This is a genomic window from Azospirillum ramasamyi (assembly GCF_003233655.1).
GTDB lineage: Bacteria > Pseudomonadota > Alphaproteobacteria > Azospirillales > Azospirillaceae > Azospirillum > Azospirillum ramasamyi.
In genome coordinates, this window is the sequence record NZ_CP029832.1 from 130,654 (window position 1) to 157,433 (window position 26,780).

Sequence of the window (26,780 nt, forward strand, 5' to 3'; positions counted from 1 at the left end):
CTTTGGTCTGGGTCGGTATTTTTGTTCGGCGCAGCTTACTTGGCGTTCGCCATCGCCACGGCGGTGTCAGCCATGCGGCAGGAGAAGCCCCATTCGTTATCATACCATGCCATGACGCGCACGAAATTGCCGTCGATAACTTTCGTTTCCGTCAGCGCGAATATCGAGCTGTGCGGGTCGTGGTTGAAGTCGGTCGACACCAGATCCTCGGTGTAGGCACCCAGCACGCCCTTCAGCGGACCGTTGGTGGCGTCGGAGATCGCCTTGGTGATCTCCTCGACCGAGGTGGGGCGCTTGGACGTGAACTTGAAGTCGACGACCGACACGTTCGGGGTCGGGACGCGCATGGCGGTGCCGTCCAGCCTGCCCTTCAGTTCCGGCAGCACCTTGCCGACCGCCTTGGCCGCGCCGGTGGAGGTCGGGATCATGTTCAGGGCCGCCGCGCGGGCGCGGTGCAGATCCCGGTGGTTGGTGTCGACGATCCGCTGGTCACCCGTGTAGGAGTGGATCGTGGTCATGAAGCCCTTTTCGATGCCCACCAGGTTGTGGAGGACATGGGCGACCGGCGCCAGGCAGTTGGTGGTGCAGGAGGCGTTCGAGACGATCCTGTGCTCGGCCGTCAGCTTGTCGTGGTTGACGCCGTAGACGACGGTGATGTCCTCGTCGGTGGCCGGGGCGGAGATCAGCACCTTCTCGGCCCCGGCTTCCAGATGCTTGGACGCGTCGGGGCGCTTGGTGAAGATGCCCGAGCATTCCATGGCGATCTGGACGCCCAGATCCCTCCACGGCAGCTTGGCCGGGTCACGCTCCTGCATGACCTTGATGGAGTGGCCGTTGACGATCAGCACGCCGTCGCCGGTTTCGATGGTGCCGGGGAAGCGGCCGTGGACGCTGTCGTACTTCAGCAGGTGGGCGTTGGCCTTCAGATCGGCCAGATCGTTGATGGCCACGACCTCCAGATCCTTGCGGTCGCCCTCGTAGAGGGCGCGCAGAACCAGACGGCCGATGCGGCCAAAACCGTTGATCGCTACCCGTATAGCCATGATCGTGCTCCAGTCATTCCGTTGCGGTCTCGTACCGATTGGGGCGGAGACTCGTTTTAACCGGGAAGGACGGGTTTCGACCCGCTGGGGGCTGCGTTTTAGGGCGGGGGTCTGCCGTCAGGCCGGGAGACGGATTGTCCCGGGCATGGGGCGTGGCGGCCGATGCGAATGGCGGAACTCCGGTCCGCCGCAGGCGGGGAGAGGGCCGGGGGAGGGGATGCGTGGCGGGACTTCAACCAAAATCCAACATGTGCGCATCCCCCTCCCCCGAACCTTCTTCCCCGGCCCTCTCCTTGGGGTGGAGAGGGCGCTTAAGCCGCCTGGCTCATCGTCTCGGCGGCGATGACGCCCAGGGTGTGGCGGGCGATCATCCGTTCCTCGTCGGTCGGGATGATGAACACCGGCACCCGGCTGTCCTCGGCGGAGATGCGCGTCGCCTTCGCCCGGTTGGCCGCCGCGTCGATCGACACGCCGAGCCAGCCCAGCTTCTCCGCGACCCGCTCACGGACCAGCGTGGAGTTCTCGCCCACGCCCGCGGTGAACACCACGGCGTCAAGCCCGCCCATCGAGCCGGCGAGCGCCGCCACCTGCTTGGCGACGTTGTGGCAGAACAGCTCGACAGCCTCGGCCGCGGCCGGCAGGTCGGAACTCTCCAGGTCGCGCATGTCGTTGGAGATGCCCGACACGCCCAGCATGCCCGACTTGTGGTAGAGCAGCTTTTCCAGCTCGTCGGCGCCGTAGCCCTTCTCGCGCATCAGGTAGATCAGCACGCCGGGGTCGATCGCGCCCGGCCGGGTGCCCATCGGCACGCCGTCCAGCGCGGTGAAGCCCATGGAGGTGTCGACGCTGCGCCCGGCATGCATGGCGCACAGGCTGGCGCCGCTGCCGAGATGACAGACCACCACATGGCCGTCGGCCAGTTCCGGCGCCAGCTGCGGCAGGCGATGGGCGATGTACTCGTAGCTGAGGCCGTGGAAGCCGTAGCGCCGGATGCCTTCCGCCGTCAGTTCGCGCGGGATGGCGAAGGTCTGCGACTGCCAGGGCTGGGTCTGGTGGAAGGCGGTGTCGAAGCAGGCCACCTGCGGCAGCGACGGATAGACCTGCGCCAGCGCCCGGATGGCGGCGATGTTGTGCGGCTCGTGCAGCGGCGCCAGCGGGATCAGCTCCTCCAACTGGTCGAGCACCGTCGGGGTGACGCGCACCGGGGCCGAGAAGCGGGTGCCGCCATGAACGACGCGATGGCCGGCGGCGACCAGCGTGGCGCCCTTCAGCGTGTCGCCGATCCAGTCGAGCAGATGGTGCAGAAGCTCGGCGCGGCCCGGAGTCTCACCGCCGGCCCAGCTGTGGTCGGCGATCTTGTGGCGGGCGGCGTCCTTCGCCTCGAAGCGGGGAGCCGTGCCGATGCCGGAGATCTGGCCGGTGACGACCGGCTTCAGCTCGGCGTCGGCGCCATCCTGGAAGACCGAGAATTTCAGGCTTGAGGAGCCGGCATTGATGACGAGGCAGGCGTTGCTGCCGGAATGGGAATGTGCAACCATGGCGATAGCGTCCTATTCGGCGGCCAGCGCGAGCTTCGGCTGGCGTTGAGCAGCGGCGACCTGCGAGGCGACCGCGCAAGAGGCAAGCCGCGCCCGCACATTGTCGGCCCGGCTGGTGAGGATGATCGGCACCTTGGCGCCCAGAACGATGCCGGCGGCATCGGCATGGGCCAGGAAGGACAGCTGCTTGACCAGCATGTTGCCGGCTTCCAGGTCGGGGGCGAGCAGGATGTCGGGCTGCCCGGCGACCGGGGAGGTGATGCCCTTGGTGCGGGCGGCCTCGGCGGAGATGGCGTTGTCGAAGGCCAGCGGGCCGTCCAGGATGCCTCCGGTGATCTGGCCGCGGTCGGCCATCTTGCACAGCGCGGCGGCTTCCAGCGTGGTGTTGATCTTCGGGTTGATCGTCTCGACCGCCGACAGGATGGCGACGCGCGGGGTCTCGACGCCCAGCACCTTGGCGAGGTTGATGGAGTTCTGGACGATGTGGACCTTGTCCTCCAGCGTCGGGTAGATGTTGATCGCAGCGTCGGTGATCAGCAGCGTCTTGGGGTAGGTCGGGACGTTCATCACGAAGACGTGGCTGATGCGGCTGCCGGTGCGCAGGCCGGTCTCCTTCTTCACCACCTCGGCCATCAGCTCGTCGGTGTGCAGGCTGCCCTTCATCACCGCCTCGGCTTCGCCGGTCCGGGCCAGCGCCACGGCGGCTGCCGCGGCGGCGCGGCTGTGGGCGGCGTCGACGATGCGGTAGCCGCCGATGTCGAGCCCGTTGGAGGCGGCGACCTCGCGGATGAGGGCTTCCGGCCCGACGAGGATCGGCTCGATCAGCCCGGCCTGGGCGGCCTCGACCGCACCCTGGAGCGAGCTGGCGTCGCAGGGATAGGCCACGGCGGTGACGACCGGCGGCAGTTCATCGCACTTGGCGAGCAGCGCGTCGTGCTTGTCGTGGCGGATCATCTGGATCTGCGGCAGCTCATGCGCCGGGCGGATGACCTTCTGGGTGGGGGCGATCACCTCGGCGGTGCCGAGGACGACGACCTCGCCATCCTGGTTGGTGCAGACGCATTCGAAGACGACGAGGTTCTTGGCCGGGCGCTTCTCGATCACGGTGACGGTGGCGGTGACGACGTCGCCGAGACCGACCGGGCGGCGGAACTGCAGGCTCTGGCCGGCGTAGAGCGAGCCGGCGCCGGGCAGGTAGGTGCCGAGCACGCCGGAGATCAGCGAGCCCGACCACATGCCCGGCCCGATGACCTTCTGGAAGCGGCTGTCGGCCGCGAATTTCGGGTCCAGATGGGCCGGGTTGATGTTGCCCGACACGGTCGCGAACAGCTCCACATCCATCAGCGTCAGCTGGCGGGAAAGGCTGGCCGTCTGGCCGATCTGGATTTCGTCGAAGGTCACATTCTCGACCACGGCGCCGACGCCGTTGCCGACCGCATCACCACTGGCAAGCATTGCTTGAACACTCCGATTGACGTTTGAACTCTCGGTTTGACCGGGTCGATCGCGCGGGCCGCCATTCGCGGTCCGACAGGGCAGCGCCTGGAAAATCGGAAACGTTCCGCCGCCGGCCTGTGCCGGCTATCCGCGCCGCAGGGGAACTATTGATATATTAGTATATCAAAAGTGTATATCAAGAGGGGCCGATGGAAATTTCCGGCCCATGACACAATGCCGCAGGTCTGTGGCGCGGCCGGGCGGGGAGCCCCCTTCCCCCGGGGAGAGAGACGGGGGAGAGGGGCAGAAAGGCGAGCAGTCTCAACGATCGCGATGCTCGCCGCCCGTCCTGGAAGCCCCTTTGGGCGCGGTCCTTCCGGCCCTCGTCATCTCTCCGGGGGCGGAAGAGAGCGGGGAGGGTCGGTCGCGGGGCAGGGGGCTTCCCGAACTCTGGAAATCAAGCCTTCAGTATGCCGCCGCCGCTCAGCGCAGCTTGGGACGGCGGTAGATGAACCAGTAGACCGCACCCACCATGAGCGCACCGCCGATCCAGTTGCCGACGGTGACCGCGGCGAGGTTGACCACATATTGGCCGACCGGGATGGAGGGGACGGAGCGGCCGAGGTCGGCCCAGAAGCTGTCCGGCGCGCCCCATTCGATCAAAAGGCCGAGCGGGACGAAGTACATGTTGGCGACGCAGTGCTCGAAGCCGGCGGCGACGAAGGCCGCGACCGGGAAGGCGATCGCCATGATCTTGTCGCCGACGCTGCGCGCCCCCAGGGCCAGCCAGACGGCAAGGCAGACCAGCACGTTGCAGAGGATGCCGAGGAAGAAGGCCTGGCCGACCGGAAGCGAGCTTTTGGCCACCGCGAAATACAGCGCCGATGAACCGACCGCGCCGTGCCCGAAGGTGTATTGCCCCGACAGGAAGACCAGCAGCGCCGTGCCGGCGGCGCCGATGAAATTGCCGATCCACACGATCGTCCACACCCGCAGCATCTGGCGGGCGCGCAGCCGGCCGCTGGCCCAGGCCATCACCATCAGCGCGTCGCCGGTGAACAGCTGCGCGCCGCCGACGATCACCAGGATCAGGCCCATGGAGAAGACCAGCCCGCCCAGCAGCCGGGTCAGGCCGTAGGGCAGCATGCCTTCCGCCCCCGACATGGTGACGGTGGCGAACAGGCCCCCCAGCGCGATGAAGGCGCCGGCGAGCACGGCCAGGGCGAGCAGGGTGGGGGTGTCGTAATGAGCCTTCTTGACGCCGAGGTTCTCGGCGGCAAGAGCAATGGCGTCGGGCATAAGTGCGTCGAGAGTCTGCGGAGTCGGCTGGCTCCAGCCCCCCACGTCCTTGCTGTCCATGTTCATCGGTCGTTGTCCTTGCTGCCGCGCATCGGTGCAAGCCAATTGGCGGGAGCGGTTCCGGCCCCCGCCGGCTTCCGCCTCCACCTTGTAGCTTTACTACATACTCCTGTCGGGGCGGCCCTTGCAAGCATGCCCGTCAGATAATCTCATCGCATGGAATCTACGGACAAAAGGTTAAGAAACAAGGGGTTTTCAGGGAAAAATGTCGATCCTTGCTGCGGTTGCGGTCCTGTAGTGTTCCTACATCATGCCTGGGCCCGGCCGGCGCTGGCCGCATATGGGCTGTTCCCGGCAACGCGGGTGCGGCATGGTCCGTCAGACGCTATGCTGGCGCCCGCTCCAATGGCGCCCGCACCCGGCGCAGCCGCAAGCCGAGGGGAGATATGCAGCCAATCATTCAGATCCGTGGGTTGGAGAAAACCTACGCATCAGGATTCCAGGCCCTGAAGGGCGTCGATCTCGACATCCGCCGCGGCGAGATCTTCGCGCTGCTGGGCCCCAATGGCGCCGGCAAGACGACGCTGATCAGCATCGTCTGCGGCATCGTCCGGGCGACCGCCGGCAGCGTGACGGTGGACGGCCACGACATCATGCGCGACTGGCGCGCCGCGCGGTCCCTGATCGGCCTCGTCCCGCAGGAGCTGACGACGGAATCGTTCGAGAGCGTCTGGGCGACCGTCAGCTTCAGCCGCGGCCTGTTCGGCAAGCCGCCCGCCCCGGCGGTGATCGAGCGGATTCTGAAGGATCTGTCCCTGTGGGACAAGAAGGACACCAAGGTCATGGCGCTGTCCGGCGGCATGAAGCGGCGCGTGCTGATCGCCAAGGCGCTATCGCACGAGCCGCGCGTGCTGTTCCTGGACGAGCCGACCGCCGGCGTGGACGTGGAGCTTCGCCGCGGCATGTGGGAGATGATCGGGCGCCTGCGCGACAGCGGCGTCACCATCATCCTGACCACCCACTACATCGAAGAGGCCGAGGAGATGGCCGACAGCATCGGCGTGATCTCCGGCGGGCGGATCATCCTGGTGGAGGAGAAGGCCGCGCTGATGCAAAAGCTGGGCAAGCGTCTGCTGACCCTGCAGCTGCTGAACCCGCTCGACGCCATTCCGCCCGAATTCGCCGGCTATCCGCTGACCCTGTCGGCCGATGGGCGGGAACTGGTCTACACCTTCGACACGCAGGGCGAGCGGACCGGCATCGCCGGGCTGCTGCGCAAGCTGGGCGACCACGGCATCAACTATACGAACCTGCGCACCGAGGAGAGCTCCCTGGAGGAGATCTTCGTCAGCCTCGTGAAGGAGCGGGCATGAACCTGCATGCGATCAAGGCCATCTACGTCTTCGAGCTGGCCCGCACCTGGCGCACGCTGTTCCAGAGCATCGCCGGGCCGGTGATCTCCACTTCGCTGTACTTCATCGTCTTCGGGGCGGCGATCGGCGGACGCTTCGCGTCGGTGGAGGGCGTCAGCTACGGCGCCTTCCTCGTCCCCGGCCTCGTCATGATGTCGGTGCTGACGGAAAGCGTGTCGAACGCCTCCTTCGGCATCTACATGCCGCGCTATTCCGGCACGATCTACGAACTGCTGTCGGCCCCCGTCTCAGCCTTCGAGACGGTGATCGGCTATGTCGGGGCGGCGGCGACCAAATCCGTCATCCTCGGAACGCTGATCCTGCTGACCGCGAGGCTGTTCGTGGATTTCTCCATCGCCCACCCGTTCTGGATGGTGGCCTTCCTGGTGATGACGTCGGTGACCTTCAGCCTGCTGGGCTTCATCCTCGGCATCTGGGCCGATGGCTGGGAAAAGCTGCAGATCGTGCCGATGCTGATCGTCACGCCGCTGGCCTTCCTGGGCGGCAGCTTCTACTCGATCAGCATGCTGCCGCCCTTCTGGCAGAACGTCACCCTGTTCAACCCGGTCGTCTATCTGGTCAGCGGCTTCCGCTGGAGCTTCTACGGCACCGCCGACGTGCCCGTCGGACTGAGCCTCGCCATGGTCGCGCTGATGATGACGATCTGCCTCGCCATCGTGTGGTGGATCTTCCGCACGGGCTACAAGCTGAAGAACTGAGGGCGTGTTTCACGGGTCAGGCGCCCGCCGTTCCGGCCGCAAGCGCCTCACCCACGACCCGAGGCGATCCGTGCAAGCCCGGCATAATGCCGGACGTCGAAGGCGATGAACTCGACCTCCGCGTCGGTGACGTCGCGCAGATGCTTGGCCGGGCTGCCGGCCCAGAGCTGGCGGGCGGGGATGCGCTTGCGCGGGGTCAGGACGGCGCCGGCGGCCAGCATGGCGCCGCTTTCCACCACGGCCCCGTCCAGCACGATGGAGCCGATGCCGATCAGGCAGCCGTCCGCCAGTGTGCAGCCATGCATCCGCACGCCATGGCCGATCACCACGTCGGCGCCGATGACGGTGGGATATTCGTTCAGCATGACATGGATGATGGTGCCGTCCTGGATGTTGGTTCGCGGCCCCACCGTGATGCTGTGATCGTCGCCGCGCAGCACGCAGCCGTACCAGACGCTGGCCTCCGCGCCGATGGTGACGTCGCCCACCACCACCGCCCCGGGGGCGATGTAGGCGTCGGCGGCGATGCGCGGCCACACCCCCTTGAAGGGCTGGATGATGGCGCCGGGGTGGCGGGCGGGCAGGGTTTCGCCCGTCACGAAGGCCGTTTCTGGTGCGCTCTCGGAGGTCATCGATTCTTTCCTTTCTTACCAATCAGGAGACGAGCCGTTCCTCTCCCGCCTTCGCCTTCGGCCGCATCGGCGACCATCCCGGCCGCAAGCCCGCGGATGGTCGCCTTGAGGCTCTGCGGCCAGCCATCGACCGGGCCGACAGGGGGGCGCGACCAATCGAGTTCCCGCATGAGCGCAGCGACGGCACCGGCCCGGTCGAACACCCCCGCTTGCTCTGGCTGCCCACGCTCATTCAGGCCCGAATCTTCAGTTAAGCTGCAAGCATATAGAGAGACGATGCACGGCCTGCCAGCAATCGTGGTGCCCGCGCCGCCCCGAAAGGAGACCCCTTGCGGGCGGCTGCGGCCCCCGCGTCGGGGCTGCGGTCGAATGACCTTTCGCCGGCTGCTCATGCCTCAAGCGCTGCATTTCGGTTGACGCGGCTTGCAGCCGCCCACCACTCTGACTGTTCGCACAGACGGAGAGTGCTGCGATGGTGATGCTGACCGAACAGTTCCTGATCGACTATCTCCTGATCACAGCCGGTCTGTTCACCGTTGCCAGCTGTGTCCTGGGCGGCCTGTTCCTCGGCACGGTTTACCAGCAGCGGAAGATGTGGCTGCGTTTGCTTCTCTGGGGGCTGCCGGCCACCTTGCTCACCACCGCGCCATGGTCGCTTCTCCTGCCGATGCAAACGGCGCTGCTGATCGGTGCGGCCACCGCGGCCGCGATGATCGGCGGGCTGTTCCTGATGCCCTGCCGCATCAGCCGGCCTGAACGGGGGTGGCCCGGACTGATTGCCGACGGTCTGTCCGGCATCGGCCGGACGATGCTGATGCTGGCGCCTGCGGTCGTGATCGGGGAAGCCCCGAACTGGGTGCTGTGGCTTTCGCTGAGCGCCCTCGTTCCATCCCTTTATTGCGCGATCGTCCATTTCCGTGACGTTGGCGGCCATGGCGGAGGCTCGCCTGCCGATGACAGCATCGTTTGGGGAGGCACCCAGGGCGCCGTGATGGCCGGCGTCCCGGCGCTCCTGATGGTGCTGTGACGCCACGGTCATCGTCCGGTTGATACATCCCGCCTACGCCGTTGATAAATCTCCCGATTTGCGTCTATTGGTCTACAATCCGCCAAGCCAGCGGATGGGCCGCAGGAATGGACCGCAAAAACGGAAGGAACGGCACCGGTGAATTTGTTCTCGCTTCTCGATCAGGCCGCGGCCCGATTCCCTGACCGGGGGGCGGTGTTCCGCGGCACCGAAGAGGTCCACAGCTTCGCATCGCTGCGCTCGCGGGCCTTGCGCATCGCGGCAGGGTTTCGGGCAAGCGGACAGCCGGGCGACCGCATCGCCATCGCGACCGAGAATGTGCCGGAGTATGTCGAGCTGTTCTTCGCCATCTGGGCCGCCGGCATGGCCGCGACTCCGGTGAACGCCAAGCTGCATCCGCGCGAACTGGTGCAGATCCTGGAGGATTCGGCGGCCTCCGCCGTCTTCGTTTCGCCCAAGCTCGCCGGAGGGCTGGAACAGGCGCTGGCCGGGTCGCCGGCGGCGTCCTGCCGCCGCATCGTCATCGGCGGGACGGACCATGCGGCGCTGGCGGCCGGGGAGGAATGGGCCGGACCGATCGACCCCGACCCGGAGGCACTGGGCTGGCTGTTCTACACCAGCGGTACCACCGGGCGGTCCAAGGGGGCGATGCTGTCGCACCGCAACCTGCTGGCCATGACCATCGCCCATCTCGCCGATGTCGAGGCGGTGGACGAGGACTGCAGCCTGCTGCACGCCGCACCGATGTCGCATGGCTCCGGCCTCTACATGGCGGCCTATGTCGCCCGCGGCGCCCGGCAGGTGGTTCCGGCCTCCTCGGCCTTCGAGCCGGCGGAGTTCCTCGACCTCTGCGACCATCATCCCGGCTGCGGCGCCTTCCTGGCCCCGACCATGGTGCAGCGGCTGCGGCTGGAGGCGGAGCGCGGCGGGCGCAGGCCGGCGAATCTGCGATCCATCGTCTATGGCGGCGGTCCGATGTATGTGGAGGAGCTGCGCCGGTCGCTCTCCACCTTCGGTCCGGTCTTCGTCCAGATCTACGGCCAGGGCGAGGCGCCGATGACCATCACGTCCTTGCGCCGCCGCGACCATGACGCCGATGACGATGCCGTGCTGGGATCGGTCGGCTTCGCCCGCAGCGGCGTCGAGGTGGCGGTGGTGGATGCCGAAGGCCGGCCGCTACCCCCCGGCGAGGTGGGCGAGATCGTCTGCCGCGGCGACGTGGTGATGGCCGGATACTGGAACAACGCCGGGGCGACGGCCGAGGCGCTGCGCGACGGCTGGCTCTACACCGGCGATATGGGATCCTTCGACCGGCGCGGCTACCTGACGCTGCGCGACCGGTCGAAGGACGTCATCATAAGCGGCGGCACCAACATCTACCCGCGCGAGGTGGAGGAGGTGCTGCTGCGCCATGCCGACGTCGCCGAGGTCTGCGTCACCGGCCAGCCGGACCCGGAATGGGGCGAGATCGTCGTCGCCTTCATCGTCGCCGAACCCGGCCGCGAGATTTCCCCCGACAGCCTCGACGCCCACTGCAACGCCAGCATCGCCCGTTTCAAGCGGCCCAAGCGCTACCTGTTCGTCGAGGGGCTGCCGAAGAACAATTACGGCAAGGTGGTCAAGCGCGAACTGCGGGCGCGCCTGTCCGGCGGGGCGTAGGGCAGGGGAGGGGCCCTTCTCAGCGTCCGGCCGCCTGCCGCCGCAGGGTCTTCAACTCCTCGAAGCGTGCCGATACGTCGCGCATGACCGCCGCCATTCCCATCATCGTGCCGTCGGCGCCCTTCAGGGGCACGATGGTGAACTCGACGGAGATGCGGCTGCCGTCCTTGCGCGTTGCCGGCACCGACAGCAAGTCGCCGCTGCCATAGCGGCTTGTCCCCGTCCGCATCACCTCGTCATAGCCCTGCCAATGGCGTTGGCGCTGGCGTTCGGGGATGATGATGTCCAGCGACTGGCCGAGCGCGTCTTCGGCGGTGAAGCCGAACACACGCTCTGCCCCCTCGTTCCAGAACCGGATCAGGCCCTCCCGGTCGGAATAGACGATGGCCTCGGCCGGGCTGTTCAACAGCGCCAGTCCGAGCCGCTGCAGGTCTTCCTCGTTCATCGTTCCTCCCAAAATCCTGTGGGGAATTGTCCTGCGGTGAACCGCCCGCCGGCAGGGCGGCGCGGACGCGGGTGTGGCATGCCATATCCCAGACCCACAGCCTAAAACCTCAAGTTAACTTCAGGTCAAGTGGAAATGGCGGAGAACCGATGATGGATCATCCACCCGTTGGCGAGCGTTGTTCGCGAAACGGTGCGCACTGGCACCCCACAGCGGGAGGAACGGTCATGTCACGGAAAACGATGCTGGCCCTGGTTGCGGCAGTCGGCTTGGCGGGAACACCGGTGGTGCCGGCATTGGCCGCGCCGGGAGATGTGCATGCGGTGGTGGGCGAGAAGGTGAACCTGCGTGCCGGCCCCTCGGACGACGCGGCGGTTCGCTCCACCATCGCGCGTGGGGACGAGGTCGTCGAGCTGCGGCGGGACGGCAGTTGGATGGGCGTCCGGGTGCTGCGCACCGGCGAGGAAGGGTGGCTGTTCACCGATCTCGTCAAGCGCAACTCCGCCAGCACGCTGGGCGGCGGTGATGCGGCACCGGCGCAGGCCGGCTTCGGGCGGCTGTCGCCCGGCTTCGACGGGCTGGTCGCAAACATCAGCGACAAGCTCGGCTACCGCTTCGCCGATAAGGTCGAGCAGTCCGGCAACGGCACCCTGCGCGTCGTGCCGACCCAGGAATGGCAATACAACACCGGCCGCGACGGCAAGATGTTCGCCGCGCTGGCCCTGTACCAGATGTGGAAGAACTACAACAACGGACGCCCGGTGACGCTGACGCTGGGTGCCCAGGGTCCGAACGCCATCACGATCGCCGATGCCGCGAACGGCCCCGAACTGACCGGGCCGATGTTGAATGCGGCACGCTGAATTGGAGGAGGCGCGGTCGGCCGGGGTCGACCGCGTCACCTGCGCCGCCAGAACACATAAGTTGAATTATGGAAATATTGGGCCGAATGCCGTTCTTCGAGTTTCACGCTATGGGTCAAATTCAGGCCGTGGGCAAGTCCTGACGGAACATTCTCGCTGCATTGTGTTTGTCAACGGGTGTGGAAGTGAAGGAGCCGTTCGTGCCTGAGACGATCCCGATGGAAAAAGTGCAGACCGGAATTCCCGAGCTGGATTTGATTTTGCGGGGAGGACTGCCGCGGGGCCGAATACATCTTCTGGAAGGTGCGCCCGGAACAGGGAAGACGACCATTGCCCTGCAGCTTCTGATCCAGGCCCGCGAGGAAGGCCGGAAAGGCCTCTACATCACACTGTCGGAAAATGTGAAGGAACTGGAGGCGACCGCCCTCAGCCATGGCTGGACCCTGGACGGCATTGCCGTGTTCGACATCGTGCCCGTCGAAGCCCAGTTGGGCCGGCAGCAGAGCGTGCTCTATCCGTCGGAGGTCGAACTCGGCGAGACGGTCAGCCTGATCATCGACCGCATCGAGGAGGAAAACCCCGAACTGGTGGTGATCGACACCGTATCCGAGCTTCGGCTGCTCACGCAGGACCAGCTCAGCTACCGCCGGCAAATCCTGGCGCTCAAGCAGTTCCTGCAGGGCCGCCGCTGCACCACCCTGATCCTCGACGACATGACCCAGCAGTACAGCACGACCGAGTTGCACAGCCTGATGCACAGCGTGATCGTGCTGGAACAGATCGAACGCTCCTATGGCGCGGCGCGGCGCCGGCTGCGCATCGCGAAGATGCGCGGCGCCGAGTACCAGAGCGGTTGGCACGATTTCGCCATCACCAGGGAGAATGTGCTGGTCTTCCCCGGCCTGATCGCCGAAGAGCACCGGAGCGACTTCGATGCGGCCACCATGGAAAGCGGCCTGTCGGCCCTGGACCAGTTGATGGGGGGCGGCCTGACGCACGGAACGACGACGATGCTCGTCGGGCCGTCGGGAGTCGGAAAATCGTCGATCGCCCTGCAATATGTCACGGCCGCGGTCAAACGCGGCGAATATGCCGCCTATTTCTCCTTCGACGAAACCTTCAAGACGCTGGCCCTGCGCAGCATCGCGCTGGGGATCGACATCGCCGAAGCGGTGGACCAGAAGCGCGTGGGCTGGCGGCGGGCAAACCCGTCCCGGCTGTCGCCCGGCGAGTTCGTCTGGCAGGTGCGCCGCGAGGTCGAGGACCGCAATGCGCGCATCGTGGTGATCGACAGCCTGAACTCCTATCTCAGCACCATGCCCGAGGAGCAGGCGCTCGCCCTCCAGATGCACGAATTGCTGACCTACCTGAACAACAAGGGCGTGGTGACCATCCTGATCCTGGCCCAGCAGGGGATCATCGGCGACGTGCAGAATCCGGTCGACCTGTCCTTCATGAGCGACAGCGTGGTCCTGTTGCGGTTCTTCGAAGCGGAAGGCGAGGTGCGCAAGGCCATTTCCGTGGTCAAGAAGCGCACCGGCGTCCACGAACTGTCGATCCGCGAATTCCGCCTGTTCCCCGACGGCATGCAGGTGGGGCCGCAGCTGATGGATTTCCGCGGCGTGCTGACCGGAGTGCCCGAATATCGGGGTGCGGCGGACCCGCTGCTCGGCAGCTCGGTCGAGAGTGGATGACCGACGCCGATGCGCACGTCATTCCTGATCCTGGCACCCGAAGGGCGGGACGCCGAGGTGATCGCCTCAGTCCTCGGCGAGAGTGGGCTGGAAGCGCAGCCCTGTGCCGATATGGCGGCGCTCCACCGGAATCTGGGCGATGCGACCACGGCGCTGGTGCTCTCCGAAAGCGCGCTGACCGACGTGGAGCCTCTGGCCGTCTGGCTGGAGGACCAGCCGCCATGGTCGGACCTGCCGATCGTCGTCCTGACCTCCCGCCGAAGCCGTCGCGGCGGGATGGGCCGGCAAGCGTTCTTCCAGTCGCTCGGCAACGTCACGCTGCTGGACCGGCCGCTGCACCGCGAGACGCTGCAGAGCGCCGCATTGGCCGCGCTGCGCAGCCGGGCGCGCCAGCACCGGACGCGCTGCTATCTGGAAGAGATCACCCAGGCGACCAACCGCCTGGAGGAGCGGGTCGCGGACCGGACGCGGGAATTGCAGACCGAGATGGCGGACCGCCGGCGCACGGAGCTGGCGCTGCATCAGGCCCAGAAGATGGAAGCGCTCGGGCAGCTGACCGGCGGCGTGGCGCATGACTTCAACAACCTGCTCCAGGGCATCGTCAGCTGCCTCGCCGTTCTCGAGGCCACGGTGCCCGACGGCGTGCCCCGCCAGCTGTTCGACGCGGCGAACAGCTCCATCGAGCGGGGAGCGCGGCTGACACAGTCCCTGCTGTCCTTCGCGCGGCGACAGGCGTTGATGCCCGAACCCACCGATCTGGGGGAACTGCTTTCCGGCATGAGCTCCCTTCTGGAACGCACGCTGGGCGGCCAGATCACGGTGACGATCCAGGTGCCGTCGGATCTTCCGGCGGCGCTGATCGACCGGGCGCAGCTGGAATCCGCCATCCTGAACCTCGTCATCAACGCGCGCGACGCGATGCCGGCCGGAGGGTGCCTTTCCGTGACCGCCTTCACGGCGGAGGTCGGCGGCAGCGGCGATGCAGGCGGGGATGCCGACAGGCCGGCCGATCTGCTGGACGGCACTTTCGTGGCGATCCGGGTCAAGGATACCGGCGCCGGCATCGATCCCTCGGTGCTGCCGCACGTTTTCGAGCCATTCTTCACCACCAAGCCGATCGACAAGGGGTCCGGCCTCGGGCTGTCGATGGTCCACGGCATGGCCAAGCAATCGGGCGGCGGCGTCCGCATCGAGAGCACGCCCGGGCTCGGCACCGCGATCACGCTGTATCTGCCGAGCGTCTCCGGCGCCCCCGCAACACCGGCCGACCGCCCCGTCGCCAGGATCGACCGCGCCGCCGGGCGCACCATCCTGCTGGTGGAGGACGACGCGATCGTGCGGATGGGGACGATGGCCGTGTTGGAGACCCTCGGCCACCGGGTCATCGAGGCCGGCAGCGGAGAGGAGGCGCTGGAGGTTCTTCGCGATGGCTCGGAGGTCGATGCCCTGGTCACCGACTTCGCCATGCCCGGCATGAACGGAGCAGCCGTGGTGCGGCACGTCCGGCAGCTGCGCCCCGGGATTCCGGCACTGATCGTGACGGGCTATGCCGATACGCCGGAATTCGCGGAGTCCGTGCGCCTGTTGCGCAAACCTTTTTCCCCCAACCAGATCGCCGAGTGCCTGGCGGTCATGCTGGCCGAGGTGCCGATGTGACGTCCCGGGATACGGGTGTTTCCCCCTCCCCTGCCCTACCTTCGGGCAATGGAATGCCTCCGGGATCATGCGACGCCGCATGATCCCGGAGGCTTGTGAACCGTTACGCCTGAACCCTGGTGACGGTCAGCGGTTCACCACCTTGGGCGGAAGAGCATAGACCAGCAGGGCGCCGATGATGAGACAGCCGGAGAAGAACCACAAGGCAGCGCCGCTGCTGCCGGTCAGGTCGATGACCAGGCCGATCAGCGAGTTGCTGACCAGACCGGCGATGCTGGCGAGCGAGATCGCCATGGCGAAGCCGGTGGCCGCCGCCGTGCCCTTCAGGAAGGTCGCCGGCAGGCTGAAATAGGCAGGAAGCGGACCCAGCACGCCGACCGACGCGACGGTGAACAGCGCCACGGTGGCGATGAGGTTGTCGGCGAAGAAGGTGCTGGTCGCCATGGCGGCCGAAGCGGCCAGGAAGGGGATGATGATGTGCCAGCGGCGCTCGCGCATCCGGTCGGAACTGGCGCCGATCAGCAGGATGCCGACAACCGCGACGATGTTGGGGATCATCGTCAGCAGGCCGATATGGAACGTGTCGACCACGCCGGTGTTGCGGATGAAGGTGGGCAGCCAGAAGCCGATGGCGTAGGCGGTCAGCAGGATCGCGAAGTCGATGCCGCCCAGCATCCAGACCTTCAGGTTCAGAAGCCCTTCCTTGAAGCTGTGGCCGACATTCTTGGCATCGGCATCGTCGCCATGCAGGTCGGCGGCCAACCGGGCCTTCTCGTCGCCCGACAGCCACTTGGCGTCCTTGTAGGAATTGGGCAGGGCCTTGAAGGTCAGGAAGCCCAGGAAGACGCTGGGCAGCGCCTCCAGCAGGAACAGCCACTGCCAGCCGCGCAGGCCGTAGAAATTGTCGAAATAGCTCATGATCCAGCCCGACAGCGGACCGCCGATCACGCTGGACAGCGGCAGGCCGATGACGAACAGCGCCATGATGCGGCCGCGGCGGTAGGTGGGGAACCACAGCGTCAGGTAATAGAGCACGCCGGGCAGGAAGCCGGCCTCGGCGGCGCCGAGCAGGAAACGGACGATGTAGAACTGCGTCGGCGTGGTGACCAGCATGGTGGCGGCCGACAGCAGGCCCCAGGTGATCATGATGCGGGCGATCCACAGCCGCGCGCCGACCTTGGTCAGCACGAGGTTGCTCGGCACCTCGAACAGGATGTAGCCGACGAAGAACAGGCCGGCGCCCAGACCGTAAGCGGCCTCGCTGAACTGCAGGTCGCCCATCATCTGCAGCTTGGCGAAGCCGATGTTGATACGGTCGAGATAGGCCGCCAGATAGCAGAAACAGAGGAAGGGAATGAGGCGCCAGGTGATCTTCTTGTAGAGCTGGTCCGCATCGACGGACTGCGCTGCGCCAAGCTCCGCATTCGCTGTTGTCGTCTGGGCATAGGACATGTCGTCTGTCTCCTTACGCTGATCGCGTTGTGAACCCGTCCCGTCTTGCATGCCGGCGCCGCCTGTCTCGGTTGCGGCGCCGGGTGTTGGCCCCAGTTTTCTTCTTCTTATTGGTCCTGATATCAACGGCCGCCTTTTTTCAGTCGGCCTTTTCAGCGAAGCGGTCGATTACCTCCCGCTTGCTCACCACATCGCCGTATTTGCTGTCGATGTCGAACAGGTTGGCCTCGTGCGGGCCGTCGTGGCGGTCGCCGACGCATTCGCGCACCACGATGGTGCGGAAGCCGTGCTGGAGCGCATCGACGGCGCTGGCGCGGATGCAGCCGCTGGTCGAGCAGCCGGTCAGCACCACCGTGTCCACCCCCATGGCATGCAGCATCGGCGCGAGGCTGGTGCCGAAGAAGGCGCTGGCATACTGCTTGGAGATAACCACCTCCTCCGCCCGCGGCGTGACCTCCGGGCAGAAGGCGGCGAGCGGGTTGCCCTCCACCATGTCCTTCATCACCGGGGCCTTGCGCACCCAGACGCCGCCATCGGCGAAATGGCCGGGATGATAGCGGATGTTGGTGTGGACGACCGGGATGCCGGAGCGGCGGGCGGCGTCCAGCAGCTCCACCGTCTCCGCCACCGCGCTCACCACGCCGGGGGCGTAGAGCGGCGCGCCTTCGGTGGTGTAGCCCTGCATGAAGTCGATCACCAGCAGGGCCGGCCGCTCGCCGAAGCCGATCCGGTTGCCCCAGACGCCCTTGTAGTTGTCGGATGCGCTCTGCCCGTCGGTCATGGGGCTTGCTCCTCAGTACGCGCCGGACAGCAGGGCGCCGGCGCCGGGAACGACCGGCTCCAGCTTCAACGACTTCAGCATGGCGTAGGTCGTGGCGATGGCGGCGGTCAGCACCGGCTTGCCGGTCTCGGCCTCCACCCGCGGCACCACCGGCAGCGACGGCATCTGAACGCAGGCGGACAGGACCACCACGTCCACGCCGTCCAGGTTCATGCCGCGCACGATGTCCGGCAGGTTGTTGGGGTCGTGGCGGGCGACGTCGAGATTGTCCGGGATCTCCAGCGCGCGCCAGTCCTGCACCTCGAAGCCTTCGGCGCGGATGTAGTCCACCACCAGCTCGGTCAGCGGGCGCATGTAGGGGGCGACGATGGCGATGCGCTTGGCGCCCATCACCTTCAGCCCGTCCACCAGGGCGCCGGCGCTGGTGACGACCGGGGCCGGCGCGTCGTTCTCCAGCGTCTTGCGGGCGAGGCGCGCCTCGGAATCGCGGTGGTAGCCGAGGCCCATCGACATGATGGCGACGAGGCAGGCATAGCCCAGCACATCGACGCGGGCGTCCGACAGCTCGACGGCGCAGCGGTCGGATTCGGCGTCCATCGCCGCCAGCTCGTCCTTCTTGACCGTCTTCATCCGCATGCGGGCGGAATGGAAGGTGAAGCGTTCCGGGCGGATCGCCTGGCGCGCGGTCAGCATGGCCGGGATTTCCGTTTCCATGGTGATGTTGGAGCTGGGGACGATCTGGCCGATGCGGTACAGCGAAGACATGGATTGGTTCCTATCGATCAGGCGAGATGGGTGCCGAGGCTGTCGCCGAAGGCGGCGAAGAAGCCGTCGAGGTCATCCCAGGGGATCATGTGCCCGGCATCGGGGACGCGGGCGATGCGGACGGCCGGCTGGAGGCGGGCGATCTCCTCCTCGTCCTCCGGCAGGATCACGCCGCCGCGGCCGGCGACGATCAGCAGGGCCGGGGCCGGCAGCTTCGGCAGGTCGGCGTGGATGTCGTCCTGGTGGAAGCCTTCATAGGTCTGGACGATGGCCGGCTCGTAGCAGGTGTGCAGCCATTCGGCGCGCAGGCGCAGCTGCTCCTCCGTCCAGGTCGGGCAGAAGGCGCGCATGGCGTCGGCGTCCATGCCCTTCAGCGACTGGCGGATCGAATCGACGTACCAGGGCAGGCCGCTGGGATAAGGCCGGCGGCCGGGGCCGGAAACCGGCGGATCGACCAGCACAAGCTGGCGCAGCCCCCTGGCATCGCCGCGCACCGAGGCGCGGATGGCGAAGCGCGCGCCCATGGAATGGCCGACCAGGATGTAATCGGTCAGGCCCAGCGCGGCGACGAAGGCGTTCACGTCGTCGGCGCAGGCGTCGATGCCGTAATCCAGATGCGGACCGCTTTCGGACAATCCGCGCCCGCGCACGTCCAGCACATAGGTGTCGAACTGCCGGCCGAAGCGTTCGGCGACGAAGCCCCAGGTGACGGCCGGGCTGGTGATGCCGGGGATCAGCACGATGGCCGGGCGTTCCGCATGCCGCTCCCCGCCATAGCGCAGGTAGTGCTGGCGGATGCCGTTGGCCTGGACGTTGGCGCCGTAGAGGAAGGTCGAGGCGCTCATGCCGCGATCCCTTCGCGCAGCGGCTGCTCATAGACGTCGTAGCCGAAGACCCAGGCCGGATCCTCCTGCGTGCGCAGGAAGGTGTTGGCGTTGGACACCGCCTGCACCCGCGTCGCGCGGTCCTTGCGGTTGGCCTCGTACAGCGCGAAGGCGGTGCGGTAGTCGCTCAGGCCGGTCTCGGACAGGCAGCGGGTCAGCATCGCCGCGTCCTCGATCGCCATGCCGGCGCCCTGGGCCATGTGCGGCTTCATCGGATGGCAGGCGTCGCCCAGCAGGACCAGCCGTCCACGGCTCCACAGCGGCAGCGGGTTGCGGTTGCGCAGCGGCCATTTGGTGACCTCCTCCGTGCACTCGATCAGCGCCTGGACGGTCGGATGATAGCCCTGGAAGGCCTCGTACATCTCCTCGCGGCTGCTGTCGACGAAGGCCTCCTGGAAGTCCCAGGCCGGGTGCGGCACGCCGGTGACGTAGTAGTATTCGTCGCGCTTCCCGGTGGTGAAATAGACCATCATGTGACGGTCCTCGGTCCACCACTTGATGCAGTCCTCGAAGGTCAGGTCGTACTTGGCGAGCTGGTCGCCGCGGATCAGCGCGCGGTGCGCGACCCAGCCGCTGTAGTTCGGCGCCTCGACGCCCAGCAGGGCCTCGCGGATGCGGGAGTTGATGCCGTCGGCACCGATGACGATGTCGGCGCGCGCCTCGGTCCCGTCGGCGAAGGTCAGATGCACGTCGTCGCCGCTGTCGGTGATCGTCTGCAGCCGCTTGTCGAAATGGACGGAGCCGGGGGCCAGCGTGTCCATCTGCAGCAGGTGCATGTCGCCGCGGTGGACGGTGACGTAGGCGGCGCCGTATTCGCGCTTGGCGAAGTCGCCCAGCGGGATGCGCGACAGGTAATCGCCTGTGAAGCCGTCGCGGCTGAACCAGAAGTCGGGCTTGGACCCCATCGCCTCAAGCGGCTTTTCGATGCCCAGCCGGCGGAACACCTTCATCACGTTGGGACCGACGTGAATCCCCGCGCCCAGCCGGGAGAATTCAGGGGCCTGTTCGTAGACATCCACCTGGAACCCGGCCTGCTGCAGGAGCCCGGCGGCGGCGGCTCCACCCAGACCGGCCCCGACAATGGCGATTCTCTGAGTCTTTCCCATGGGTATGGCCCTTTGCTGACGTGGGGGTGTTCGGTCGGCGCCGCCGAAGGGCTCGCGACCGGATGCGAGGGGGCGGGAGGAGCGTCCGGGGGCTTCTTGCCCGGGCTCCGGCCGTCGACCGTCGCATTGAACTCGATATGAAGCGTGTACGCTGTTTTAGCTTGCCATGCAACACAATTCGTCATACAAGGTTACTCAGGATTTTTGGAGCCGCCAAGGCCGTTCGCGGCACTGAGTGGCTGCGAAATAGCCTTATAGAGCCTTATTTTTTATCATTGATGCCTATTTGTTGTTCAGAATGGCGCAGCCCCGCCAAAGGGTTTATCCCCTTATTGTTCATGATCGAATAAAGCCTATACGCTCTATATGGCCTGATCTGCCCCCGCAATGACGGGCGGATGGCCACCCGGAAACACGGCCCGGATCGCGCATTCAGCGGCTGCGGCCACCAAGGTTGGGAGAGATGAGATGCCGGTGAGCGATCGCGAACTGACGCAGATGTTCGAACGGGTTCTGACCCTGTCCAAGGTGGACAAGACCCAGAGCGTCGCTGTGCTGAAAAGCGACTATTCCAACCCGCGCATCGTGCGCGCCGCCATGGACGCGGCCCAGCGCCTCGGCGCGAACGTCTACGGGGTCGAACTGCCGGCCTTCAACCACCCGCGCGCCATGGGCATGGACATGACCGCGTATTGCGGCGACACGCCGCTGACCGGAAACCTCGCCGCCCAGCGCGCGCTGGAGGCGGCCGACATGATCGTCGACACCATGATGCTGCTGCATTCGCCGGAGCAGGAGCAGATCCTGAAGACCGGCACCCGCATCCTGCTGGCGGTCGAGCCGCCGGAGGTTCTGGCCCGCATCATGCCGACGGAGGAGGACAAGATCCGCGTCAACGCCGCGGCGGAACGGCTGAAGCGCGCCCACTCCATCGCCGTCACCTCCAAGGCCGGCAGCGATTTCCGCGCGACGCTCGGCCAGTATCCGACAGTGACGGAATACGGTTTCGCCGACGAGCCCGGCCGCTGGGACCATTGGCCGAGCGGCTTCCTGTTCTCCTGGCCGGACGAGGGCAGCGCCGAAGGCACGCTGGTGCTCGACGTCGGCGACATCCTGCTGCCCTTCAAGACCTATGTCCGGGAAAAGGTTACGCTGGAGATCGAGGAGGGCTTCATCCGCCGCATCCATGGCGGGTTCGAGGCGGAATACCTGCGCGACTACATGGCCTACTTCAAGGATCCGGAGGTCTACGGCATCTCGCATATCGGCTGGGGCCTGCAGCCGCGGGCGCAATGGACGGCGATGGGCCTGCACGACAAGAACGACGGCATGTGCATGGACGCCCGCGCCTTCTACGGCAACTTCCTGTTCTCCACCGGCCCGAACACCGAGGTCGGCGGCAGCCGCAAGACCCCCTGCCACATGGACATTCCCCTGCGCGGCTGCGACATCCTGCTGGACGGCGAACCGGTGGTGCTGGCCGGCGACGTGGTGGCGCCGGAGGCGTCCAGGGCATGATGGGCGGCATGATGGGCGGCATGATGGGCATGAGGGGCGGCATGAGGGGCGATCCGGAAGCCCGCCGCCCTTCCCTGCCCCCGCCGCCGCTGCTATCGTTCGCCACACACCCGGTCCACCGCATGTTGTTCTCGATGACCCAAGACCTGCCGCCCGGAACTGGCTCCGGTGAAGCCGATTACGTCTTCTCCGACCAGATCGGCCATCTGCTGCGGCGGGCCTATCAGCGGCACCTCGCCATCTTCCAGCGCAACGCCTGCGACCCGCAGCTGACCTCGGTGCAGTTCGTCACGCTCTGCGCCATCCGCGACAACGGGCCGAGTTCGCTGATCGAGCTGGTGAAGTCCACCGCCATCGATCAGGCGACGATCCGCGGCATCGTCGACCGGCTGAAGGCTCGTGGACTGATCCGCCAGACCTCCGACGCGCAGGACCGGCGCAAGGTCATCAACTGCCTGACCGACGAGGGACGGCAGCTGCTGGCGGACATGGTGCCCTGCGCCAAGCGGATCAGCGAGCTGACGATGGGACAGCTGAACCCGGCGGAGCGGCTGGCGGTCACCCACGTCCTGCAGAAGATGATCGCGCAGGACGGGGAGGAGTAACCCCCGCAGGTCGGCATTCAGGCCATTCCACCCCGCTTTGCAGCGGGAATGCGGAACCTATCGCACCGGACGGACGCCTTATGGAAAATACCATCGCGCTGCGGGTGAATGGCCGCGCCGTCTCGGTGACGGCGATGGCCGACACGCCGCTGCTCTACATCCTGCGCAACGACCTGGCCCTGAACGGGCCGAAATACGGCTGCGGGCTCGGCGAATGCGGGGCCTGCACCGTCATCCTCGACGGCGTCGCCGCACGGTCCTGCGTGATCCCGCTGGCCGGGGCGGAAGGGCGCGAGGTGGTGACGCTGGAAGGGCTGGGCAGCAGCAGCGCCCCCCACCCGGTCCAGCAGGCCTTCATCGAGGAACAGGCGGCCCAGTGCGGCTATTGCATGAACGGCATGATCATGACCGCCAAGGCCCTTCTCGACCGCAACCCGGACCCGACGATGGACGAGGTGCGACGCGCCCTGTCCGGCAACCTGTGCCGCTGCGGCACCCATGTCGAAATCCTGCGCGCCGTCATGCGGGCCGCGCGGCTTCTCTCCTCCCCCGGAGCACAACATGACGATCAACCCAGCGACCGGCACCACGCCCGGCCCGATGACCGAATTGCAGTCCCAGCCGACGCCGACCTGTGCGGAGCTGATGGCGGCGAACGGCGTCCTGCTGATCGTTGACGAGATCCAGCCGCCCTCCGGCCCGGTCGCCAAGGGGGCGACCGCGACGCCCAAGCCGCCGGAAACCGCGCTGTTCCTGGCGGTGCGCGAGGATGGACAGGTCTTCGCCTTCAACGGCCATGTCGATCTCGGCACCGGCATCCAGACGGCGCTGACCCAGATCGTCGCGGAGGAGCTGGACCTGCGGATGGACCAGCTGCGCATGGTGCTGGGCGACACCGGCCGGACGCCGAACCAGGGCGCCACCATCGCCAGCGCCACCATCCAGATCTCCGCCGTGCCGCTGCGCAACGCCGCGGCGGAGGCGCGCCGCTACCTGCTGGACCGCGCCGCCGCCCTGTTCGGCGTGCCGGCGGGCGAGCTGCGGGTCGAAGAGGGGGTGGTGATCGCCCCGGAAACCGGTGGAATCGGCAACCGCCGCGTCTCCTACGGCGAACTGGTGCGGGGCGAGCGGGTGGAGCTGCGCATCAGCGGAAAGGCCCCGCTGAAGCCGCGGGAGCAGTACAAGCTGGTCGGCAAGGCCGCGCCGCGCGTCGACATCCCGGCCAAGGCGACCGGCGAATTCTCCTACGTCCACGACCTGCGGCTGCCGGGGATGCTGCATGGCCGGGTGGTCCGCCCCCCCTATGCCGGCATCGACAGCGGCGAATTCGTCGGCAACAGCCTGGAAAGCGTCGACGAGGGCTCCATCGCCCACATTCCCGGCGTCGTCAAGGTGGTGGTGCTGCGCGACTTCGTCGGCGTGGTGGCGGAACGCGAGGAACAGGCGATCAAGGCGGCGCGCGAGCTGAAGATCACCTGGAGACCCTGGACCCGCAAGCTGCCGGACCTGTCGAACCTCGCCCAGGCCCTGCGCGAGAATCCCAGCACGCCGCGCAAGGTGCTGGACAAGGGCGACGTCGATGCCGCGCTCGCCGCCGCCGACCAGCGGATGACGCGCACCTATGTCTGGCCCTACCAGATGCACGGCTCCATCGGGCCGTCCTGCGCGGTGGCCGACTGCAAGGCGGACCGCGCGACCGTCTGGTCCGGCACCCAGAATCCGCATCTGCTGCGCGCCGACCTCGCCTGGCTGCTGGAATGGCCGGAGGAACGGATCGACGTGGTGCGGATGGAGGCGGCCGGCTGCTATGGCCGCAACTGCGCCGACGACGTGGCGGCGGATGCGCTTCTGCTGTCGCAGGCGGTCGGCCGTCCGGTGCGCGTCCAGCTGACCCGCGAGCAGGAGCATCTGTGGGAGCCGAAGGGCACCGCCCAGCTGATGGAGGTCGATGGCGGGATCGACGCCAATGGCGGCATCGTCGCCTACGACTTCGCCACCAGCTACCCGTCGAACGGCGCGCCGACGCTGGCGCTGCTGCTGACCGGGCGGGTCGATCCGGTGGCCGCCGTGTTCGAGATGGGCGACCGCACCTCCATTCCGCCTTACGATTACGAGAACATGCGGGTCGTCATCAACGACATGGCCCCCATCGTCCGCGCCTCCTGGATGCGCGGGGTGTCGGCGATGCCCAACAGCTTCGCCCATGACAGTTACATCGACGAATTGGCCTTCGCCGCCGGGGTCGATCCGGTGGAGTTCCGCCTGCGCCACCTGCGCGACGACGAACGCGCCGCCGACCTGATCCGCGCCGTCGCCGGCCGCGCCGGCTGGCAGCCGCGCACCGCCCCGCAGCAGACCCCGCCGGAGGGCGACGTGCTGCGCGGCCGCGGCTTCGCCTATGCCCGCTACATCCACAGCAAGTTCCCCGGCTTCGGCGCCGCCTGGGCGGCCTGGGTGGCCGACGTGGCGGTGGACCGCAAGACCGGCGAGATCGCGGTGACCCGCGTGGTCGTCGGCCATGACGCCGGGCAGATGATCAACCCCGACGGCGTGCGCCACCAGATCCACGGCAACGTCATCCAGTCGACCAGCCGGGTGCTGAAGGAACAGGTGGAGTTCGAGGACTCGGTCGTCGCCGCCAAGGAATGGGGCGGCTACCCGATCATGACCTTCCCCGAGGTGCCGGACATCGACGTGGTGATGATGCCGCGCGAGACCGAGCCGCCGTTGGGATCCGGGGAATCCGCCTCCGTCCCCAGCGCGGCGGCCATCGCCAACGCCATCTTCGACGCCACCGGCATCCGCTTCCGCGAATTGCCGATCACCGCGGAACGGGTGCGCGAGGCGCTGAACGGCCCCTCCGAGCCGGTCCCGCCCGCGCCGCCGGAAGCCGCCAAGCCGCGCAAGCGCGGGTGGAAGGCATGGCTCGGCGCTTCGCTGACCGGCTTATGCGGGGTGATGATCGGCATGGCGAGCAGCGCCCTGCCCTTCCGCGCCGAGATCGCTCCCGTCTCGCCGCCGTCCGCCGGGCTGTGGTCGTCGGCCACCATCGAACGCGGGCGGCAGCTGGCGGCGCTCGGCGACTGCGCGGTCTGCCACACGGCGGAGAACGGCGCCACCAATGCCGGCGGCCGGCCGTTCGAGACGCCGTTCGGCACCGTCTTCAGCACCAACATCACGCCGGACCCGGACAGCGGGATCGGGCGCTGGTCCTTCGCCGCCTTCGACCGGGCGATGCGCGAGGGGATCAGCCGCGACGGCCGGCATCTCTACCCGGCCTTCCCGTACACCGCCTTCCGCAACATGACCGACGACGACATGCAGGCGCTCTACGCCTACATGATGACGCAGCAGCCGGTGCGCGCCGAGACGCCGGCCAACACCATGCGCTTCCCCTTCAACCTGCGCCCGATGATGGCGGGCTGGAACACGCTGTTCCTCAACCGCGAGACCTACCGGCCCGATCCGCAGAAGAGCGCGGAGTGGAACCGCGGCAACTATCTGGTCAACGGGCTCGGACACTGCGCCGCCTGCCACAGCCCGCGCAACGCGCTGGGGGCGGAGAAGCTGGGCGAATCCTTCCTGGCCGGCGGCACCGTCGACGGCTGGGAGGCGCCGGCCCTGACCGCGCTGTCCAAGGCGCCGAAGCCCTGGACGGAGGACGACCTGTTCACCTACCTGCGCACCGGCTTCTCCCCGCGCCATGGCGTCGCCGCCGGCCCGATGGCCGCCGTGGTGCACGAGCTGTCCACCGTGCCGGAAGCCGATGTGCGGGCGATGGCGGTCTATCTCGCCTCGCTTGGTGGCGATGCGGTCGAAGCGCCCGCGGCCACGGCATCCCCCACCCCCGCCAGCTCCGCCAATGGAGAGCGCATCTTCAACGGCGCCTGCCAGGCCTGCCACAGCGACGGCAACGGACCGACGCTGTTCGGCGTCAGCCCCTCCATGGCGGTGAACAGCAACGTCCACAGCGACAGCCCGGACAATCTGGCCCGCGTCATCCTGCACGGCATCCAGAACCCGGCGACCCGCGACCTCGGCTATATGCCGGCCTTCCGCGACAGCCTGTCCGACAAGCAGGTGGCGGACCTGATGGCATATCTGCGCGGCCGTTTCGCACCCGACAAACCGGCCTGGGCGGACATTGCGACTGTGGTGGCCAAGGCGCGGGCCAATCCGGGAACGCACTGATCGGGCATCGGTGAAGCACCGCCGGTCCATGCGATGTCGCATAGCGTAGGGGAT

At 67.2% G+C, this 26,780-nt stretch carries 21 protein-coding genes and 1 pseudogene; 11 read left to right on the forward strand and 11 right to left on the reverse strand.

Annotated elements, in window-relative coordinates; all coding sequences use genetic code 11:
- Positions 1-35 precede the first annotated feature (35 nt).
- The 4 genes from gap to DM194_RS20025 form a co-directional block, all read right to left on the reverse strand.
- Positions 36-1,043: a type I glyceraldehyde-3-phosphate dehydrogenase gene (gene gap / locus DM194_RS20010; RefSeq protein WP_111069337.1), complete on the reverse strand. Its 1,008-nt coding sequence runs from the start codon at positions 1,041-1,043 to the stop codon at positions 36-38.
- A 311-nt stretch (positions 1,044-1,354) separates the two neighbouring features.
- Positions 1,355-2,581, reverse strand: coding sequence for an acetate/propionate family kinase (locus tag DM194_RS20015; protein WP_111069338.1), 1,227 nt, complete (start codon positions 2,579-2,581; stop codon positions 1,355-1,357).
- 12 nt (positions 2,582-2,593) lie between these two features.
- Positions 2,594-4,036, reverse strand: a complete 1,443-nt coding sequence (locus DM194_RS20020) for a bifunctional enoyl-CoA hydratase/phosphate acetyltransferase (protein WP_111069339.1) — start codon at positions 4,034-4,036, stop codon at positions 2,594-2,596.
- A 465-nt stretch (positions 4,037-4,501) separates the two neighbouring features.
- Positions 4,502-5,383 carry a formate/nitrite transporter family protein gene (locus DM194_RS20025; RefSeq protein WP_111069340.1) on the reverse strand — a complete coding sequence of 294 codons (882 nt, stop codon included), beginning with the start codon at positions 5,381-5,383 and terminating at the stop codon, positions 4,502-4,504.
- Positions 5,384-5,763: 380 nt separating this feature from the next.
- Here DM194_RS20025 and DM194_RS20030 point away from each other — a divergent pair, with 380 nt between their 5' ends.
- Both DM194_RS20030 and DM194_RS20035 read left to right on the forward strand, forming a co-directional pair.
- Positions 5,764-6,690 (forward strand): ABC transporter ATP-binding protein, encoded by a 927-nt coding sequence (locus tag DM194_RS20030; protein WP_111069341.1) that lies wholly within the window; start codon positions 5,764-5,766, stop codon positions 6,688-6,690.
- Entirely contained in the window at positions 6,687-7,448 is a 762-nt protein-coding gene (locus DM194_RS20035; protein WP_111069342.1) for an ABC transporter permease, read from the forward strand. The genes DM194_RS20030 and DM194_RS20035 overlap by 4 nt, the downstream gene beginning before the upstream one ends.
- Before the next feature lie 47 nt (positions 7,449-7,495).
- On the opposite strand, the gene DM194_RS20040 is transcribed toward DM194_RS20035, so the two are convergent.
- Positions 7,496-8,080, reverse strand: a complete 585-nt coding sequence (locus tag DM194_RS20040; protein ID WP_111069343.1) for a gamma carbonic anhydrase family protein — start codon at positions 8,078-8,080, stop codon at positions 7,496-7,498.
- A gap of 472 nt (positions 8,081-8,552) precedes the next feature.
- On the opposite strand from DM194_RS20040, the gene DM194_RS20045 reads away from it, so the two are divergent.
- Together DM194_RS20045 and DM194_RS20050 are read left to right on the forward strand one after the other, a co-directional pair.
- Positions 8,553-9,107 (forward strand): hypothetical protein, encoded by a 555-nt coding sequence (locus DM194_RS20045; protein ID WP_111069344.1) that lies wholly within the window; start codon positions 8,553-8,555, stop codon positions 9,105-9,107.
- Positions 9,108-9,245: 138 nt separating this feature from the next.
- Positions 9,246-10,766 carry an AMP-binding protein gene (locus DM194_RS20050; protein WP_111069345.1) on the forward strand — a complete coding sequence of 507 codons (1,521 nt, stop codon included), beginning with the start codon at positions 9,246-9,248 and terminating at the stop codon, positions 10,764-10,766.
- 19 nt (positions 10,767-10,785) lie between these two features.
- Here the strand turns inward: DM194_RS20050 and DM194_RS20055 are convergent, their stop codons facing one another.
- Complete coding sequence (locus tag DM194_RS20055; RefSeq protein WP_111069346.1) at positions 10,786-11,211, reverse strand: PAS domain-containing protein; 426 nt, start codon at positions 11,209-11,211, stop codon at positions 10,786-10,788.
- A gap of 227 nt (positions 11,212-11,438) precedes the next feature.
- Here DM194_RS20055 and DM194_RS20060 point away from each other — a divergent pair, with 227 nt between their 5' ends.
- The 3 genes from DM194_RS20060 to DM194_RS20070 all read left to right on the forward strand — a co-directional run bounded on the left by DM194_RS20060 (position 11,439) and on the right by DM194_RS20070 (position 15,424).
- On the forward strand, positions 11,439-12,074 hold the full coding sequence (locus DM194_RS20060) for an SH3 domain-containing protein (protein ID WP_111069347.1): 636 nt from the start codon (positions 11,439-11,441) through the stop codon (positions 12,072-12,074).
- A gap of 200 nt (positions 12,075-12,274) precedes the next feature.
- Entirely contained in the window at positions 12,275-13,768 is a 1,494-nt protein-coding gene (locus tag DM194_RS20065; protein WP_111069719.1) for an ATPase domain-containing protein, read from the forward strand.
- A 9-nt stretch (positions 13,769-13,777) separates the two neighbouring features.
- Positions 13,778-15,424, forward strand: coding sequence for an ATP-binding protein (locus DM194_RS20070; protein WP_111069348.1), 1,647 nt, complete (start codon positions 13,778-13,780; stop codon positions 15,422-15,424).
- Positions 15,425-15,550: 126 nt separating this feature from the next.
- On the opposite strand, the gene DM194_RS20075 is transcribed toward DM194_RS20070, so the two are convergent.
- The 5 genes from DM194_RS20075 to DM194_RS20095 all read right to left on the reverse strand — a co-directional run bounded on the left by DM194_RS20075 (position 15,551) and on the right by DM194_RS20095 (position 20,412).
- Positions 15,551-16,876 (reverse strand): MFS transporter, encoded by a 1,326-nt coding sequence (locus DM194_RS20075; RefSeq protein WP_111069349.1) that lies wholly within the window; start codon positions 16,874-16,876, stop codon positions 15,551-15,553.
- A 139-nt stretch (positions 16,877-17,015) separates the two neighbouring features.
- Positions 17,016-17,657, reverse strand: coding sequence for an N-carbamoylsarcosine amidohydrolase (locus DM194_RS20080; RefSeq protein ID WP_111069350.1), 642 nt, complete (start codon positions 17,655-17,657; stop codon positions 17,016-17,018).
- A 12-nt stretch (positions 17,658-17,669) separates the two neighbouring features.
- Entirely contained in the window at positions 17,670-18,422 is a 753-nt protein-coding gene (locus DM194_RS20085; RefSeq protein WP_111069351.1) for a maleate cis-trans isomerase family protein, read from the reverse strand.
- A gap of 17 nt (positions 18,423-18,439) precedes the next feature.
- Positions 18,440-19,267, reverse strand: coding sequence for an alpha/beta fold hydrolase (locus DM194_RS20090; protein WP_111069352.1), 828 nt, complete (start codon positions 19,265-19,267; stop codon positions 18,440-18,442).
- Complete coding sequence (locus DM194_RS20095) at positions 19,264-20,412, reverse strand: FAD-dependent monooxygenase (RefSeq protein ID WP_111069353.1); 1,149 nt, start codon at positions 20,410-20,412, stop codon at positions 19,264-19,266. Before DM194_RS20095 ends, DM194_RS20090 begins: the two co-directional genes overlap by 4 nt.
- 468 nt (positions 20,413-20,880) lie before the next feature.
- Between DM194_RS20095 and DM194_RS20100 the strand changes: the two genes are divergently transcribed.
- From DM194_RS20100 to DM194_RS20115, 4 genes and pseudogenes are all read left to right on the forward strand, one after another.
- Complete coding sequence (locus DM194_RS20100) at positions 20,881-21,930, forward strand: 2,5-dihydroxypyridine 5,6-dioxygenase (protein WP_111069354.1); 1,050 nt, start codon at positions 20,881-20,883, stop codon at positions 21,928-21,930.
- Between the two features lie 134 nt (positions 21,931-22,064).
- A complete protein-coding gene (locus tag DM194_RS20105; RefSeq protein ID WP_111069720.1) occupies positions 22,065-22,535 on the forward strand; it encodes a MarR family winged helix-turn-helix transcriptional regulator in 471 nt (156 codons plus the stop codon).
- A gap of 80 nt (positions 22,536-22,615) precedes the next feature.
- A pseudogene (locus DM194_RS20110) lies at positions 22,616-23,086 on the forward strand ((2Fe-2S)-binding protein); the annotation flags it as partial.
- Between the two features lie 49 nt (positions 23,087-23,135).
- Positions 23,136-26,726: a molybdopterin cofactor-binding domain-containing protein gene (locus DM194_RS20115; RefSeq protein WP_111069356.1), complete on the forward strand. Its 3,591-nt coding sequence runs from the start codon at positions 23,136-23,138 to the stop codon at positions 26,724-26,726.
- The last annotated feature ends 54 nt before the right edge of the window (positions 26,727-26,780 follow it).